Annotated in this window: 10 protein-coding genes; 3 read left to right on the top strand and 7 right to left on the bottom strand. The window is 61.3% G+C overall.

The window, feature by feature from the left end; genetic code table 11:
* Positions 1-36 precede the first annotated feature (36 nt).
* The 3 genes from ENJ54_09355 to ENJ54_09345 all read left to right on the top strand — a co-directional run bounded on the left by ENJ54_09355 (position 37) and on the right by ENJ54_09345 (position 3,054).
* Complete coding sequence (locus ENJ54_09355) at positions 37-450, top strand: archease (GenBank protein HFC10036.1); 414 nt, start codon at positions 37-39, stop codon at positions 448-450.
* A 92-nt stretch (positions 451-542) separates the two neighbouring features.
* On the top strand, positions 543-1,997 hold the full coding sequence (locus tag ENJ54_09350; protein HFC10035.1) for an RtcB family protein: 1,455 nt from the start codon (positions 543-545) through the stop codon (positions 1,995-1,997).
* A gap of 109 nt (positions 1,998-2,106) precedes the next feature.
* Positions 2,107-3,054 carry an SH3 domain-containing protein gene (locus ENJ54_09345; protein HFC10034.1) on the top strand — a complete coding sequence of 316 codons (948 nt, stop codon included), beginning with the start codon at positions 2,107-2,109 and terminating at the stop codon, positions 3,052-3,054.
* A gap of 251 nt (positions 3,055-3,305) precedes the next feature.
* Here ENJ54_09345 and ENJ54_09340 read toward each other — a convergent pair whose 3' ends face one another.
* The 7 genes from ENJ54_09340 to ENJ54_09310 form a co-directional block, all read right to left on the bottom strand.
* The gene (locus ENJ54_09340; GenBank protein HFC10033.1) at positions 3,306-4,079 is read right to left on the bottom strand and encodes an amino acid ABC transporter ATP-binding protein; all 774 of its coding nucleotides are present in this window, start codon (positions 4,077-4,079) and stop codon (positions 3,306-3,308) included.
* A 67-nt stretch (positions 4,080-4,146) separates the two neighbouring features.
* Entirely contained in the window at positions 4,147-5,355 is a 1,209-nt protein-coding gene (locus ENJ54_09335) for an amino acid ABC transporter permease (GenBank protein HFC10032.1), read from the bottom strand.
* 5 nt (positions 5,356-5,360) lie between these two features.
* Positions 5,361-6,539 carry an ABC transporter permease subunit gene (locus tag ENJ54_09330; GenBank protein HFC10031.1) on the bottom strand — a complete coding sequence of 393 codons (1,179 nt, stop codon included), beginning with the start codon at positions 6,537-6,539 and terminating at the stop codon, positions 5,361-5,363.
* Positions 6,540-6,623: 84 nt separating this feature from the next.
* Positions 6,624-7,730 carry an amino acid ABC transporter substrate-binding protein gene (locus tag ENJ54_09325; GenBank protein ID HFC10030.1) on the bottom strand — a complete coding sequence of 369 codons (1,107 nt, stop codon included), beginning with the start codon at positions 7,728-7,730 and terminating at the stop codon, positions 6,624-6,626.
* Positions 7,731-7,901: 171 nt separating this feature from the next.
* The gene (locus ENJ54_09320; GenBank protein HFC10029.1) at positions 7,902-8,387 is read right to left on the bottom strand and encodes a Cys-tRNA(Pro) deacylase; all 486 of its coding nucleotides are present in this window, start codon (positions 8,385-8,387) and stop codon (positions 7,902-7,904) included.
* Positions 8,384-13,198 (bottom strand): hypothetical protein, encoded by a 4,815-nt coding sequence (locus tag ENJ54_09315; protein HFC10028.1) that lies wholly within the window; start codon positions 13,196-13,198, stop codon positions 8,384-8,386. Before ENJ54_09315 ends, ENJ54_09320 begins: the two co-directional genes overlap by 4 nt.
* 33 nt (positions 13,199-13,231) lie before the next feature.
* Positions 13,232-15,457 (bottom strand): hypothetical protein, encoded by a 2,226-nt coding sequence (locus ENJ54_09310; GenBank protein HFC10027.1) that lies wholly within the window; start codon positions 15,455-15,457, stop codon positions 13,232-13,234.
* Positions 15,458-15,516 lie beyond the last annotated feature (59 nt).

Genomic DNA, 15,516 nt, shown 5'->3' with positions numbered 1-15,516 from the left:
GTGCTTGGCGCCCGCTTTCTGTCGCGAAGGGTTGTCATGGCCTCTGGAGCCGGTTTCCGCGAACGCGAACACACCGCCGATTGGGCGCTGGAAATCTGGGCGCCCGACTTCCCTGAACTGCTGCGGCAGGCGGCGCGCGGACTGGAAGCCCTCAGCGGCGTGACGGTGGACGAAGCCGCCCCGCCCGAGCGCCAGGCGGTCGCCATCCCCGCCGAAGACCCCGAAACTGCCCTGGTGGAATTCCTGAACGAACTGCTTTTCCTGCGCGATACCCGCGGGCGTTGGTTTCGCCCTGAGCGCCTGACCTGGGACGGCCAGGCCGTGCGGGGCACGTTAGTGGGCTTCCCCCTGCGGAGCGTTGAAAAAGAAGTCAAAGCCGCCACCTATCACAACCTGCAAGCCCGCCGCACGCCCACCGGCTGGCACGCGGTTGTGGTTGTAGACGTGTAACGACTTTAAACCGTCACGGTTTCAAATGCCACTTTGAGCTGTTTGGCTTCCTACCCGACGAAACGACTACCTGACTATCCGACCACCCGACCATGATTCACAAACACGACCTCCGCCGTATTGACGACTACACCTGGGAAATTCCGACCACTTTCCGCAAGAAGATGAAGGTGCCGGTGCGGTTGTTTGCGGGTGAGCGCCTGCTGGAATACGCGCTGCGGGACGAGGCGCTGATGCAGGCGGTCAACGTGGCGCGCAGTTTGCCGGGGTTGGTGGGGTTCGTGGCCGTGATGCCCGATGTCCATCAGGGCTATGGCTTTCCCATTGGCGGGGTGGCAGCCACCCGCTGGCCTGACGGCGCGATCTCCCCTGGCGGCGTGGGCTACGACATTGGCTGCGGCGTGCGCCTGCTGGCTTCCCGCTTGAATTACAAGATGGTTGCGCCTTACCTTGATGACCTGGCCGACGCGCTCAATGCGCGCATTCCCAGCGGGGTGGGGCGGGGCGGCAGTATCAGGGTTTCCAACGCAGACTTGGCCGCGGTGTGCCACCGCGGAGTGCGCTGGGCCCTGGAAAACGGCTATGCCGTGCCCGCCGACCTGCGGCACATCGAGAGCCAGGGCGTGATGGATGGTGCGGATTTCGGCAAGGTGAGCCAGCGCGCTAAGGAGCGCGGACGCCCTCAGTTGGGCACCCTGGGCGCGGGCAACCATTTCGTGGAAATCGGCCTGGTGGATGCGGTCTATGATGCGGAAGCCGCACAGGCTTTTGGCCTGGAAGAAGGCCAGGTCACTTTGCTCATCCACACCGGCTCGCGGGGCTTTGGGCATCAGATTTGTTCCGACTACGTCCGGGCGCTGCAAAAAGAGCCGTATGTACGCGCGCTGCCCGACCGCGATCTGGCCTATGCGCCCCTTTCCACCCGCCTGGGGCAGGATTACCTTGCCGCGATGCGCTGTGCGGCCAATTTTGCTTTTGTGAACCGGCAGTTGATTACGCACCATGCGCGGGCGGCTTTCGAGACGGTGTTGCGTGGGGTTTACGACCAAAGCGTATGGTGGTTGCGGGTGGTTTACGACCTGCACCACAACACCGCCAAGGTGGAAACCCATACCGTGGACGGCAAGCGGCTGAAGGTGTGCGTGCACCGCAAGGGCGCGACCCGCGCGTTCGGGCCTGGGCGCCCCGACCTGCCGCCGGAATACCGCCCGATAGGCCAGCCGGTGCTGGTGCCAGGGAGTATGGGCACCGCGTCGTGGGTGCTCGCGGGCACCGAAGGCGGTATGCGCAAGGCGTTTGGCTCGACATGCCACGGTGCAGGCCGCATGATGAGCCGCTCGCAGGCCAAGAAGCGGGTGCGGGGTTCGCAATTGCTGGAAGAACTGGAAGCCGAAGGCATTCACGTGCGCGCGGGTTCCATGCGTGGCCTGGCCGAGGAAGCCCCTTTTGCCTACAAGGATGTGGATTTGGTGGTGGGAAGCGTGGTCGGTGCAGGGCTGGCGCGCAAGGTAGCACGGCTGGTGCCCTTAGCGGTCATCAAGGGGTAGAATAGAGCACGGCGAAACCCCGCCAGTGGAAGGCGAAAGCCTTTCCGCAAGGCGCTGGCGTTCCGCTCTTTCTGTGTTCGTGTGAAATTCCACGATGGAGATGATACCGATGAGAATCACGACGCGTTTCTTTGGATTTCTGGTTTTGGGCGTTTTGGGCGCGTGGCTGTTAGGATCTTGTGGTGGGGGAACTGCGCCTGCTACCCCCACGGCAGCACCTACAGCGACGCCTTCCCCTACAATGCCCCCTCGGCCGACGGCAGAGCCGCCTACGGCGACGCCCGCGCTTTCCCCCACGCCTACCCCCTTCCCGCTGGCCGAACGCGTGCGCCAGTTGCAGGAGGCGTTGCGCCGCCACGATGTGCAGGCGTTGGCAGCGTTGATGAGCGAAAGCGTCAAGACGGGTTTTTACGGCACCGATTACAGTTGGGAAGTCAAGGCCACGCAGATGGCGGCAACCTTGGTGGATGGTGCGCCGACGTCGGCGTTGCCATGCTGGGCGGTAAGCCATACGCCGCAGGCCACCGAGGTGGTGTTGGGCGGCCTTCACTATGAAGGGGGGCGCCCCTGGCTGTGGCGGCTGGCTTCCGGTGATGTGGAGGCGGTGCTCTTTTTCTATGAGGATCACCCGCCCTATCGCATTACGGCAGTATTGCCGTTGACCGAGGGCGATCGTGCTTTCTTCCAGGGGCTGGCGTGCGAGAGCATGGATGTGCAGGCTTCGGTGTATCCTACCCCGCTGCCTACGCCCACGCCTGCGCCGCGCTTTTGCCCGGATTCCCCCCCGCCCCAGTTGACTGTGGGTGAATATGCCTACGTGGCTTTCTCGCCGCCTTTGCCCAACCGCGTGCGGAATATCCCGGCGAAGCAAGGGGAAGTGCTCGACCGTGCCAAGCCTGGTGAATCGATGAAGGTGCTGTTTGGGCCGGTGTGCCGCGACGGTTGGACCTGGTGGAAGGTGCGCCTCAACCGCAGCGGGATTGTGGGCTGGACCGCGGAGGGCGGCGGTGATGTGTATTGGTTGAAGCCGTGCCACACCCTGGCCGAGTGCCCATAAGTAGTATTGCTGTGAATGCAACGTAGGCTGGTGTTGAGAGAGTGTTGGAGTGAGGATCTGAATTTGTGATTTGCATCAATGCTGAGGCGCGAATGTTTGTGCCAGTGAAATTGCTGGCGAAAGCAAAGGCTGCGTTGATGGCGATGGAAGGTTGAACACCAGGGCTTGTAAAAATGCTAACCGGCGGGCTATTTTTGTAGCCCGCCGGTTGTGTTTGCTCAATGGGCAATTGTGGGGGAAGGCGCAGGGTGTTAGTGCAAAATCTGCGAGAGGAACAGTTTGGTGCGGTCTTCCTGAGGGTTGGTGAAAATTTGTTCCGGTGAACCGCTTTCGACGATTTGCCCCTGGTCGAAGAAGTACATCCGGTCGGCCACGGCGCGGGCAAAGCCCATTTCGTGGGTGACCACCAGCATCGTCATGCCGCTTTCGGCCAGTTCCACCATCACGTCGAGCACTTCTTTGATCATTTCGGGGTCGAGCGCCGAAGTAGGCTCGTCGAAGAGCATGATTTTCGGTTGCATTGCCAAAGCCCGGGCGATTGCCACACGCTGCTGCTGGCCGCCTGAGAGCTGGCCGGGGAACTTGTTGGCCTGGTCGGGAATGCCGACGCGCTTCAGCAGTTGCATGGCGACTTCCTCGGCTTTGGCTTTGGGCCATTTGCGCACTTGAATGGGGGCCAGGGTGATGTTTTGCAACACCGTCAGGTGGGGAAAGAGGTTGAATTGCTGGAACACCATGCCGGTTTCCATGCGGATTTTTTCGATGTTGCGGATGTCGCGGCTGAGTTCTGTGCCGTCAACGATGATTTTGCCCTTTTGGTACTCTTCCAGCCGATTGATGGTGCGGATGAAAGTGGACTTCCCTGAGCCGGAAGGCCCGAAAATCACGATCACCTCGCCTTTGTAGACTTCCATGTTGATGCCGCGCAGCACGTGGAAGTTGCCGTACCACTTGTGGACTTCATGGGCCAACACAATAGGAATTTCGCCTTTTTCGATGGCCTCTGCGCGATGTTCTTCCGGCATTTCCAAAATTTGTTCAGGTGTGGTTTTAACCTCGACCACAGATGTGCTCATTTTATTGCCTCCGAATTTAGCGTTCACCCACGCCCAGCGCCACTTCCAGGCGGCGGCTGGCGTAGGACATGGCGTAACTGAACACCCAGTAAATCAGGGCGATGAACAGGTAAACTTCGCGTTGCTTGCCAATGAATTCGGGTTGGGCAAGGACGGTCGAAGCAATCCCCAACAGGTCTAACAGGCCCACGATTGCCACCAGCGAGGTGTCTTTGAAGAGGGCGATGAACTGGTTGACCAGCACGGGGATCACGTTCCGCAGGGCCTGAGGCAGGATGATGAAGAAGGTGGTCTGAAAGCCGTTCAAGCCCAATGCCCACGCGGCTTCGTATTGCCCTTTGGGGATGGCCTGGAGCCCGCCGCGCACGTTTTCGGCCATGTAGGCGGCGGCGAACAGCACGATGCCTGCCATAGCACGGATGACGTTGTCGATTTTGATCTGAGGGGGGAGGAACAGCGGCAGCATCAATTGGGCCATGAACAGCACGGTTACCAACGGCACGCCGCGAATGATCTCGATGTAAAGGATGCTGAACAGTTTGACGATGGGCAATTCCGATTTACGGCCTAACGCCAGCAAAATGCCCAGGGGAAACGAAACGGTAATCCCCACCACGGCCAGCAGCATCGTCAACAGCAAACCGCCCCACAGGTTGGTTTTGACGATTTTCAAGATGGGCTGTACGCCCAGGATGAGCAGGATGAGGATGGGAAAGTAAGCCAGCAGCAACACGAGCAGTGGCCGCCGCATGGCTTTGGGCTTCCAGGTGCCCAGTCCCCAGCCTGCCAGCGCCGCAATGTCAAAAATTACCCAGTTGATGTGGGAGAAGGTGCTGATGAAGGGCAAGGCTGCCAGCCCCAGCGGAATGAGCAGCAGGAAGGCCCCGATGCGGCGGGAGCGCGGTAACCAGATAGCCCACGCCAGGCCGACCGTGAAAGCCAGCAGGTGAAGTGCAATCCAGATGCGGAAAATTTGGTCTGCGGGGTATTGCCCCACCATGAACAGCCGCAGGTTGACCACCACTACCTGCCACTGCGCTTGAGTGAAGACCCAGATCAGGGTGGGTTTGATGATGATGTAAAGTATATACAGCGTGAACAGCGTCAGCAGGGTGTAATACCACGTGCTGAAAAGGTTTTTCTTCAGCCAGCCGATGACGGTGTAGCGTTCGGTGGGCGGGGCCAGCACTTCGCCGCTGGTGTATTGTTCTTGGTTTCGGTTCATCATGGCTAACGCTCCACCAGGCGGATTTTCTTGTTATACCAGTTCATGAACACTGAGGTGGCCAGGCTAAAGGAGAGGTACACAGCCATCATCAAGGTGGTCACTTCCACCGCGCGCCCGGTTTGGTTGTGGATGGTGCCTGCCACCGAATACAGATCGGGGAAGCCGATGAACACAGCCAGCGATGAGTTCTTGGTCAGGTTGAGGTACTGGCTGGTCATTGGCGGCACGATCACCCGCAGCGCCTGGGGGAACACGACCAGCCGCAGGGTTTGGAAGCCGTTGAGCCCCAATGCCCGAGCGGCTTCGATTTGCCCTTTGGAAACTGATTGAATGCCGGCGCGCACCACCTCGGCGATGAAGGCTGCGGTGTAAAACACCAGCCCTGAGAACAACGCCATGAACTCGGGGGTCAGTTCCAGCCCTCCGACCGTTCGCAGTCCTTTGATGTAAGGCGTATCGAGGGCAAGGGGGGCTTGATGGGCAAAGAGCACCAGACCAACCCAGCCCAGCGCGGCCACGCCCAGAAAAGTCAAAGTGGACCAAACCGTGACCAGCGGCATCCGACCGGTGCGTTTGCCGATGGCCGTGAGCCGCCACCACACAATCGCTGCCAGAATCAACCCGATGAGCAAAATGTAGAGATAAGTATGCCAGGTCGCCGTGGGTTTTCCCCAGGGCATGGCGATGCCGCGATTGCTGACGATGGTAGGGCCGGGCAGAATTTTTGCCTCTTTGAGCCGCGGCAATTGCAAAAATACGCCGGTGTACCAGAACACCAGCAGCACCAGCAACGGAATATTGCGGATGATTTCAATATAAATACTTGCGATCTTGTTGATGAGCCAGTTGGTGGAAAGCCGCATCACACCGAGGATGACGCCCAAAATCGTAGCGAAAACAATGCCCAGGGCGCTGACTTCAATGGTGTTGAGAATGCCCACCAGAAAGGCTCGGCCGTATGTGCTGCTGCGACTGTAAGGGATCAGGTGCTCACCAATGTCAAAGCCTGCTGTCAGGCTGAGGAAATGAAAACTGGGCAGCAGGCCGCGCTGAGCCAGGGCGGTAATCATGTTGTGGTAGAGATACCACAGGAAGCCCACCACCGCTACCAGAAAGATAATTTGCGCAATCCACTGCAGAACCCGTTCATCTCGCCAAAAGGGAATGCTCGTTTCGTTCATACGGACCTCCAGGCGGGGCTCTTCTAAAACAAAAAAGGGAAGGGTGTGCCCTGCGGCACCCCCTTCCCTTTATGACTGCCTGTCTTACCGGATGGGCGGGGCGTAAAGCAAGCCGCCGTCCTTCCAGGAAGCGTTCAAGCCGCGCGGCAGGTTGAAGGGAGTGCCGGGGCCCAGGTTGCGGTCGTAAATCTCGGCGTAGTTGCCGACCATCTTGATGATGTTGTAAGCCCAATCGTCGCTCAGGCCGAGTTTCTGGCCCATTTCACCTTCCAGGCCGAGGAATTTCTTGACGTTGGGGTTCTTGGTCGTGGCTTTGATTTCATCAACGTTCTTCGAGGTGATGCCTTCTTCTTCACCGGTGAAGGTTGCAAAGACAACCCAGTTGATGATGTCGAACCACTGATCGTCGCCCTGGCGGACCACCGGGCCCAGCGGCTCTTTGGAGAGGGTGATGTCCAGAATGACGTGGTCGTCGGGGTTCTTCAGGGTCACGCGGCGGGAAACCAGACCGGACTTGTCGGTGGTCACAGCGTCGCAGCGGCCTTCTTCGTAAGCACCGAACACCTGGTCGGCGGTTTCGAACACCACGGGGGTGTAGTCAATGTTGTGAGCGGCCATCTGGTCAGCCAGGTTCAGTTCGGTGGTGGTGCCGGTGGCCACGCAGATCTTTGCGCCTTCCAGGTCTTCCAGTTTGGTGATGCCGCTGTCTTTGCGCACCATGATGCCCTGACCGTCGTAGAAGGTGGTCGCGGCGAAGTTGGCGCCCAGTTCGGTGTCGCGGGTCAGCGTCCAGGTCGTGTTGCGGATGAGCACATCGATCTCACCGGTCTGCAGGGCGGTGAAGCGTTCTTTGGCGGTCAACGGGCGGAATTCCACCTTGTTGGGGTCGCCAAAGATGGCTGCTGCCACTGCATGGCAGAAGTCGACGTCAAAGCCTTTGTAGTTACCCTGATCGTCCACGTAGCCGAAGCCGGGCAGTTGGGCGTTCACGCCGCAGATAAGGTGCCCGCGCTCTTTCACGGCCTTGAGGGTCGCGCCGTAGCCGCTGGGGGTGTTGCCGCCCTGCGCCTCTACGGTCACGATCACGGTCTTGACCGCCTCGGGGGCGCTTTGCCCACTGCTACCGCAGGCAGCCAGGAGCATGCCGAGCACAACCAGCACGCCCAAAACATAGAAAATACGCTTCGTCATACGACCTCCTCCTTTTAGGGAAAGGTGAGAATGGGGGTGTATTACCTTGTGATAAGGTTAACCCACGGGGATGAAACAAGTCGCGCACTTCCACTTTGGGAAGCGGTACTAAAGTATAGGGGAAAAGGGGAAGTTACTGCAAGGTCACTTTTGGGCTTGTTTACGCTTTTTTTACGCTTGAGGGCGCTCGCGGCCAATCGGAGCCACGCGGGCGCCGGTGAGTTGGAGAAAATCTTCTACCTGTAAGCGCAGGTTGAGCCCCCGCTGGCCCCCGGAAATGTGCAGGAATTCAGCCTCGGTCGCGCTCGCGTCGAGGATGACAGTGAAACCGCGCCCTAAAAGCGCGAGCGGGGAAATGCCCCCTGCCTGCAACCCCGTGAGCCGCTCGGCTTCCTTCTGAGGTGGCACGCGCACCTTTTTCTCTCCGACTACCTGAGCGACGGCTTTGACATCCACTTCTTGCGTGCCCGATACCACGGCTAAAATCGGCTTGCCGCGCCCGCTGCGCACCACCACGATGGTCTTGAACACCCGTTCCGGCGGCACGTTCAGCAGCCGCGCGGTTTCCAGCGCCCCCAGTTTTTCGCGCGGCAGGTCGTAGGCCGTGTAGGGAATGCCGCGTTTGTCTAACAGGCGGGTGACGTTGTTCTTGCTCATGGCGGAAACACCTCATAAATGGTCGTTTGTCCTTTTTGGTAAACCCGTTGCCACAAGGTGCCATTGTATTGCGGGAATTTATCCAGCCCAGGCCCGTTGTAGTAGGCGCGTTCCAGTTGCCCGACGATGATGTAACGCACACCGTATTTGCGCAGGAAGTTCAGGGCTTGTTGCGGGTCGGTGGTGGTGTAGAAGTCTGCTACTTCGGTTACGCGCTGTTCCACCCACGTGGGGTCCACCACACCGCGCTGTTGGCGCTCATGCCAGTTCCAGCCCACCACGCTGGGAAGCCCCGTGTAAATCGTGAAGCGGTTGCCCCAGCGGTATTCCACGGTGTGCCCTTCGACAATCACCGGCGTGCCCGACACGTGGGTTTGCATCCAGCGGATGGCGTCGTAGTCTTGCGCTAAATCCATGTTGGTGTTTTGGTCGAAATAGTGAGCGTAGCGCATGTAAGCCATGCCGTCGAGGGTGTGCGGTGCCTGGTCGGCTATGCGGTCTTGCATTTTGGCCGCGCCGCCGATGACGGGGAAGAGCGCCGCACCCCACACTAACGCCAGCAGCGCGAAGCCCCACCATTGTCGCAAGCGCGGGCGTTGTCGGCAGGCAGTCGCGACCAGGTCACCCAGCGCAATAGCCGCACTCAGGCTGAAGAGCGTCCATACCTGGAAGTAGAACTTGAAGACAGTGTTCATGCGGCCGATGTCGCCTTCCAGCACGATGATTTCGACCACCAGGGTCAGTGTTAGCCCTGCGCCCAACATAACCAGTACAATTTGCTGGGGCAATGGCCGGCCTGGCCGCAGCAGCAATGCACCTGTCCATGCCAGCAGGGGCACCACGACCCAGGCGATCGGCGCGTGGAAGCCCAGCGCCACGCCAGCCGCGACGCCCACGGTGAGCAAAGCGGCGAGCGGCGCCCACGTGTGGCCTGTGTGCAGCCACCATCGCAGGCCTTCCACTGCCGGCGTTTCGGCCAACCAGCGACGGGTTTCCCACGCCAGCCAGGAAATCAACACAAAAAGGAACAGCCCCCAGTGCACGAAGTAAGAAGCGATGGGCGTGTGGGTGCCATGCCAGATATGGAACTTCGTATAGCCCTGAGCGTACCACTGGGCGTAAGGCTGGTAGAAGAGAATCGCCGCCAGTGCCAGCCAGGCTGCGGCCGCCACCGCAGCCCCGAGACGGCGTTTCTGGGGCGCGCCTTCGCGGCTTTGCCAGGCAGCATAGCCCGCCGCCAGCATCCCCAGGCCGAGGTAAGTCGGCCAGTCCCAGGTGTTGGTGGGGCGTAGGGCGCCAATAATCAGCCCGCCCCAGGTGAACGAACCAACCCACCATTGCCATGAAGGCTTGTGTTTCCGGGTCCACAGCAGCAGCCCCGCGGCCCAGAGCAGGGCCAGCAGGGTAAGCCCTAACGCCATCAGGTGGGCATGGAGGTCAGCGTAGAGGAAGGTGAAGAAAGGGAACTCGGTGATCGGCTCGATCTCGCCTGGCGCTGGAATGGCGCGGCTGGGAATCCAATACCAATCGCCGATGCTGTAAGGCAGGTGTGCCCCGCCTAAGGTTTGCAGAAAGCCCAGCACAGCCCACAAGATGTGCTTGAAAATGCTGGCGTGGGCAATGTCGCCGCCGGGAGCCGCCAGTTTCTGGAAGCCCTGCCACAGCATCTTCACCGTGCCGAGGTTGCCCAGCAGCACCAGCCCCACCGCGCCAGCCAGCCCTACCACGCGAGGGCGTGGCGACGGGCGGCCTAAGGCAGCATAAAGCCCGCGCACGAAGGCGAAAGCCGTCAGCGCAACCGTCGCGAACAGGGTGGGCAGGATGAGGTTGTACGCGAAAGTCGGCGCGAGACCAAGCAACTTGACGGGCATCCCTACCAGCACGAAGCCCCAGTAGTAATAATTGATATAACCGTGGGCGAACCAGGGGTCGTAAGGCGGGAAAGTGGCGCTTTTCAGCACCGCGGTGAAGAACGATAAATCCATCGGCTTTTCGCCGCCCCGCCACGGATGCCACAAATCGGGGTTTTGCCAGCGGATGTACAAATCGAGCAGGAAGAACGCCAGGAAGAAGATCTCTGCCCAAAGGATTTCCCGCTTGCGGCGGCGGAGGTCGTCTCGCAGGCCCGGCCATTGCAAGTGGGCGGCGAGGGCCGCAGCGGCGGCCAGCACCAGCAACACCCCTGCCAGGGCTGCCCGGCTGACCGTAAAGCCCGCCGAGCCCCACAGCCAGGCCAGGTAGGCAAAGAGCAGCATCCCCCCCAGGCGCGCCGCGGGGTAGCCCGCATCGGGAAAGGCCGCGAAAAAGGGGCGGAGCAGTGGCCACGCCACCCAGCCCAGCAGCGCAATCAGCAGATACCACGCCAACACCCCCAACAGCAGGAAGCGGTTGAGCGGCGAGCCGTGGGGGAAAAGCGCCTGGAAAGTCCCGCGGATTTGTTGCAGCCCCCACCGGGCAGGTGGAAGCATCAGGTTGGCCGGGTGGGGCGGGGCTTCCCCGGGCAAGATGTGCATCACATGGTCCAGGTCAACCGCTCCCAGCACAGCCCGCACGTGCGCCGGGTTGTAGGTTTCCCAGTTTTTGCGGAAGATGAAAACCTTGGGGTGGTCGTAAACGGTGAAAGCTTCTTCGGCAGGCTGGTCGTTGATGTGCACCGGGCCCAGGCTGGGATCAGATTCGAACACGGCGACCAAATCGTAGCCTAAATCGCCGTGGTAGGTGCCTACCTGGGCGACGTCGTAACAGTGTTCTACGGTTTCCCAGGGGGGGCAGCCTATCAAATGGCGGTAATAGGCGTTGACCAGGGGGTAGCGTTCCGGCAAGCGGGGCAGGCTGGCCCATTGGCGGCTGGAGGTAATCAGAATGTAGTCGGCCCCGTCGAGAATGTTTTCCATGCGGGTGCGCTTTTTGGCGTTGTCATCCCAATACATCTCGAAGTTCAGCCCCTGGTAGATGCCGCCGAAGGGGTCGTAGTCATCCATCCGCAAGGGAAGGCCGTCGTCCCACGAGGTTTCATTGGCAAGGGCAGGGGAAAGTACCCAGGCGCGGCCGTGGTCGGTGCTGACCACGATGGTGTAAACTTCTCCCTGGCGCAGATTGACACTGGGGGAAAGCGGGATGTGCAGGTTTTGCGGTGGCGCCGCGGTATTGGGTTGCGGGGTGACGCCCAGGCTGCCCTGGGCGAGTACCGTATCCTGGCCGGCGGGTGTGAGAGTGGCGGTGAGCGTGAGGGGTTGCAGGTCGACGGGGGTGGGGGCGACGACGCGATACAGGTTCAGCCCCTCAACTGCGCCCGTCGCGCGCGCGCGGAAGGTGATCGTGAGCGGCGTGTCGGGCAGAATGGTCCAGTCTTTGGGAACGGGAAGCAGCTGCGGCTCGGTCTGCCCGCCGGGGGTGTGGATGGTGAGGGTGAGCGGGCCGGGAATGTGGCCGAAAATCCACTCGGTGGCTGCGATGCGGGTGTGGGGGCGGTGGTAGATGCTGACAAAGGCGAAGGCCCATGCTGCGGTAAGCGCCAGCACGACCGTCGCGCCGGCAATAGCCCAGAAGCGCCGCCGTCGGGGAAGGCGTTCAGCCAGCCGCACCGCTCCCCACCCGGTGATGACCGCCAGGCCCGGATACACTGGCAGCAGATAGCGCATGGTGGGGTTGGGCATGGCCGATTCCAGCGCGAAGATGAAGCCCGTCCAGCCCCACAGCAGCCAGCCGAGAGGCTTTTCTTGCTTGCGGAACAGCCGCCACCCCAGCCAGAGGAAGGCTGCCCACGCAGCCAGCCCGTAGGGCAGGCCGGTGCCCCAAAAGGTCAGGTTTTGCCAGGCGAACCAGATTGGTCGCCGCGCCCATTGCATGGCGGGCGGGAAATCGGCGGTGCCGCTGGTTTGTGCGCGCAGGGCGCGCAGGTTGTCCAGCCAGTGGGGGTTGAGGCCGCTGATGAAGCCCGGCCCGGCGAAGGCGTAAGGCTGGAAAACGCGGAAAGTCAGCAGCCCGATGCCGCCGCCCAGTGCCAGCAGGCCGAGCAGCCACGGCGTTTCGCGTTCCTGTGCCCGGCGGTCGAGACGGGCAAGGCGTAATAGCCCTGCCGCGGGCAGCAGCAATGCCACCGGCGCGGCGCTGATTTTGGAAGCCAAGGCCGAGCCATACGCCAGCCCGAAAAGCGCGAACAGCCACCAGTCATCTTTCAAGGGGCGGTCCGGCGGCTTCCGGCCAATTTCTATCGCCAGCCAGACGGTGACAAAAGTGAGCAGGTTGAAGATGCTATCGACGGTGAAATAGTGGGCGTTTTGAATTTGCGTGACGGTAAAGGCGCTGAAAGCCGCTGCCAGCACGCCAATGCGGCGGTCGTAGAGGCGCGCGGCCACCAGGTAGACCAAAAACACCAGCAGCACATCGGCCAGCGCTGAAAGGGTGCGCCCTACGAGGTGAATCTGCCCATAACCGGTTTTGTGGAAGGCTTCCCCCACGAAACGGGTCAGGAAGAGCGGTAAGGTGCCGTAAACGTAGAACCCAAAGCCTTTGTTGGCGGGGTTGAGGGTGGAATGGGCGGTGTCGAAATATTCTCGCAGGCTGTGCACCGGCTCGATGGCGCTGGCGACCATGGTGAGGAAACGCTCGTCGGGGTGGAGGTGCTGCTCGCCATCCCAGTTTTGGCCGGTCGTGCGGAGATAGAGGGCCAGGAGAAGGATGACGACGAGGGCTGCTTCGTATAGCCACCCCGCTTGGCCGCGGCGGCGCGTTCCTGTGGCCTTTGCAGGGGGCGCCGCGGGGCCTGCGGTGGGTTCGGAAGAAGGTTGGGGAAGGTGAGTGGCGTTCATGGTTTTGGCGAAGCGCAAAGGCAAAAGGCGGCTTTACGGCACGAAAAACACGATGAAATTCTTGCCTTCCAATGGGCTGGTGTGCAGCCGCACGATGGCATTGGGATAGAGGTGTTGCAGCGTGTCAAGCGATTGCTTGTCTTCCGGCTTAAGGATGAAGAGTTTGGGCGCTGGCACGCTTTGCGTTTCGGCAATGCGCTGTGGCGGCAGAGCGGTGTCGGGGATTTCCGGGAACAGTCCGGCGTTGATGGCGACGAGGCGCGTATCGACCCAATAGGGGTAGGGAATGACCCACGCGCTGTGGGGGTTGTTGCCCAGGGCGACAAAACCGTGAATCACCTCGCCAATGGCTGTGGTGTTCCACGCGCCGGCGCGAAATTCGTCGGCGTATTGGTGGAATACCAGGTCGTAGTTGGCGCGCGCGGCCACCAACGCCAGCAATCCAACCAGCGCCACGCCTGCCCAGCGCCCGAAACGCGGCTGCCAGCGTTTGAGGGCCTGATAGAGCGCGTCGGCAGCCATGCCTACGATGATGAAAATCACCACATAAGCCCCGCCGGTGCGGTTGAGGCATGGGTTCTCGTTGGGGAAGGCCAGCGAGAGAATGGATGGCATCATCAGTAGCGGAATGCTGACCAGCAGGAAAGCATCTTCCCAATGGCGGCGACGCCCCAGCCGGACAATTACGATCACCAGCCCCAGGGCAAACAGCGCCCCGCTGACCCAGTCTAAGGCCGGGCGATGAGGAATGGAATGTACCCAAATTTCGCCATCATCCCAAAACGGCATGATGAGCGCCTTGGCGAGGTTGCTGAAGAAAATGGCGACAGGGTTGCCGGGATACGGGCGTTCCAGTTGCCCGAAGCGGGTGGCGCTGCGGTAGAAGAACATCTGCCAGTTCGCCAGCATGTAGCGGAAGAGCGGCAGGAAGACGATAAAGGAAAGCAGCCCGGTAAGCAGGAAGCCGACGAAAGCGCGGGTGCGTTTTGCTCCCTCTTTTTCGTATAGCCAGTAAACAAGCAGGGCTGCACCCACCGTCAGGGGCATGAGCCGGAAGGGCGAATAGCCGTGCACCCCGGCGCCGAGGAACAGCCCAGCCCAAAGAAAATCGTTCCGCCGCCCGTGACGCAGGCCGCGCACGAAGAAGTAGAGCGTGGGGGCGGCAAAAGCCGGGTAGAGGGCAAAGCGCAGGGCCACCCGGGCCGTGATGTTCGGCCAGTAAGCGAAGGCGGCGAAAAGCGTTGCCCACAGCCCCACCCCTTTGCCGCCAAGTTCTTTCCCCAGCAGGTAAATGAAGGGCAGGGCAAGTAAGCCCATCGTCACCATCCCCAGTTTCAGGCTGAGGAAGGAGTAGCCCGTGCCCAGATATTTGATGATGGCCGCCACGAGGTACATCTCGATGGCTTCCCGGCCTGTGTTGCGTGGGAAGAAGATGCGCGTTTTCCCGGCCAGCACGTCGGCGATGTCGAGCAGTTTTTCGGCATGGTCGGAAAACATTTCCGCCGGTACGCTGATGAGATGCACGTAGCGGAAATACACCGCCACGGCCGCTACCGCCAGCAAGGCGAGGTGCCACCACGAGAACGTCCACGACCAGCGGCCGCGGCGCAGCGTCGACAGCCATTGCTTCCACGGCGGCGGGTTCCAGAAAGCCGCGACGATGGAAAACGTGCCCAGCAGCCAGATGGTGGTGTTGAAGGCCGTGAAGCGGTTGCCCCCAAAATCCAGGAAAGCGATGAAAGCCAGCACCAGTCCCACGCTGAGCGGCACGATACGTACTTCAATGGGGCCATCGGCGTTGCCTTCCCATACGGCGGTGCGGATGTCGGGCAGGCGCCACTGTTTCCGAATCAGGGCCACGCCCCACGCCGCGAGGGCGAAGGCGTATACCGTGATGCCGAGTTGCCAGTTGCGGCCGGGAGGTTCCATCAGCCGTTGGGCCACCAGTGCCAGGAGCAGCCCGGCCAGCAGTGCGGTGGGGAAGCCTGCTCCACTGCGGGAGCGTTTGACCGGAATGGGTGAGGCGGCTTGCTCGCCCGAGGGGCCAGCCGCGGCCGCGGGACGGGGCGAGGAGGCCGCGGCTGTGGGAGCAGCCGGGGGAAGGAACGTCCCCGCTTGGGGTGGCGTCGTGCCCCGGCGGGCGGCTTCCCACAGGGCGGCGGCTGCTTCGTCGGAAAGCGGCTGCCAGCCACGCGGGCGCAGCGTTTTGGGTAAGCGAGCGGCCAGACGGCCTTTGAGGTAGTCCAGCAGGCTGAGCATGGAGGCTATTTTACCACCGGCTTGGTTAAATGCATCGGGCGGCGCGAGGGCCGCCCGGG

This window comes from Chloroflexota bacterium (genome assembly GCA_011322445.1).
Classification (GTDB): Bacteria; Chloroflexota; Anaerolineae; order Anaerolineales; family DRMV01; genus DRMV01.
Note: the sequence above shows the minus strand (reverse complement) of the source record. Positions and strands in the feature narration are given on the sequence as shown.

Coding starts and splice junctions, on each gene's coding strand:
- ENJ54_09315 (HFC10028.1), bottom strand. CDS start 13,198: ATGAACGCCACTCACCTTCCCCAACCTTCTTCCGAACCCACCGCAGGC.
- ENJ54_09320 (HFC10029.1), bottom strand. CDS start 8,387: ATGAGCAAGAACAACGTCACCCGCCTGTTAGACAAACGCGGCATTCCC.
- ENJ54_09325 (HFC10030.1), bottom strand. CDS start 7,730: ATGACGAAGCGTATTTTCTATGTTTTGGGCGTGCTGGTTGTGCTCGGC.
- ENJ54_09345 (HFC10034.1), top strand. CDS start 2,107: ATGAGAATCACGACGCGTTTCTTTGGATTTCTGGTTTTGGGCGTTTTG.
- ENJ54_09350 (HFC10035.1), top strand. CDS start 543: ATGATTCACAAACACGACCTCCGCCGTATTGACGACTACACCTGGGAA.
- ENJ54_09310 (HFC10027.1), bottom strand. CDS start 15,457: ATGCTCAGCCTGCTGGACTACCTCAAAGGCCGTCTGGCCGCTCGCTTA.
- ENJ54_09335 (HFC10032.1), bottom strand. CDS start 5,355: ATGAACCGAAACCAAGAACAATACACCAGCGGCGAAGTGCTGGCCCCG.
- ENJ54_09355 (HFC10036.1), top strand. CDS start 37: ATGGCCTCTGGAGCCGGTTTCCGCGAACGCGAACACACCGCCGATTGG.
- ENJ54_09340 (HFC10033.1), bottom strand. CDS start 4,079: ATGCCGGAAGAACATCGCGCAGAGGCCATCGAAAAAGGCGAAATTCCT.
- ENJ54_09330 (HFC10031.1), bottom strand. CDS start 6,539: ATGAACGAAACGAGCATTCCCTTTTGGCGAGATGAACGGGTTCTGCAG.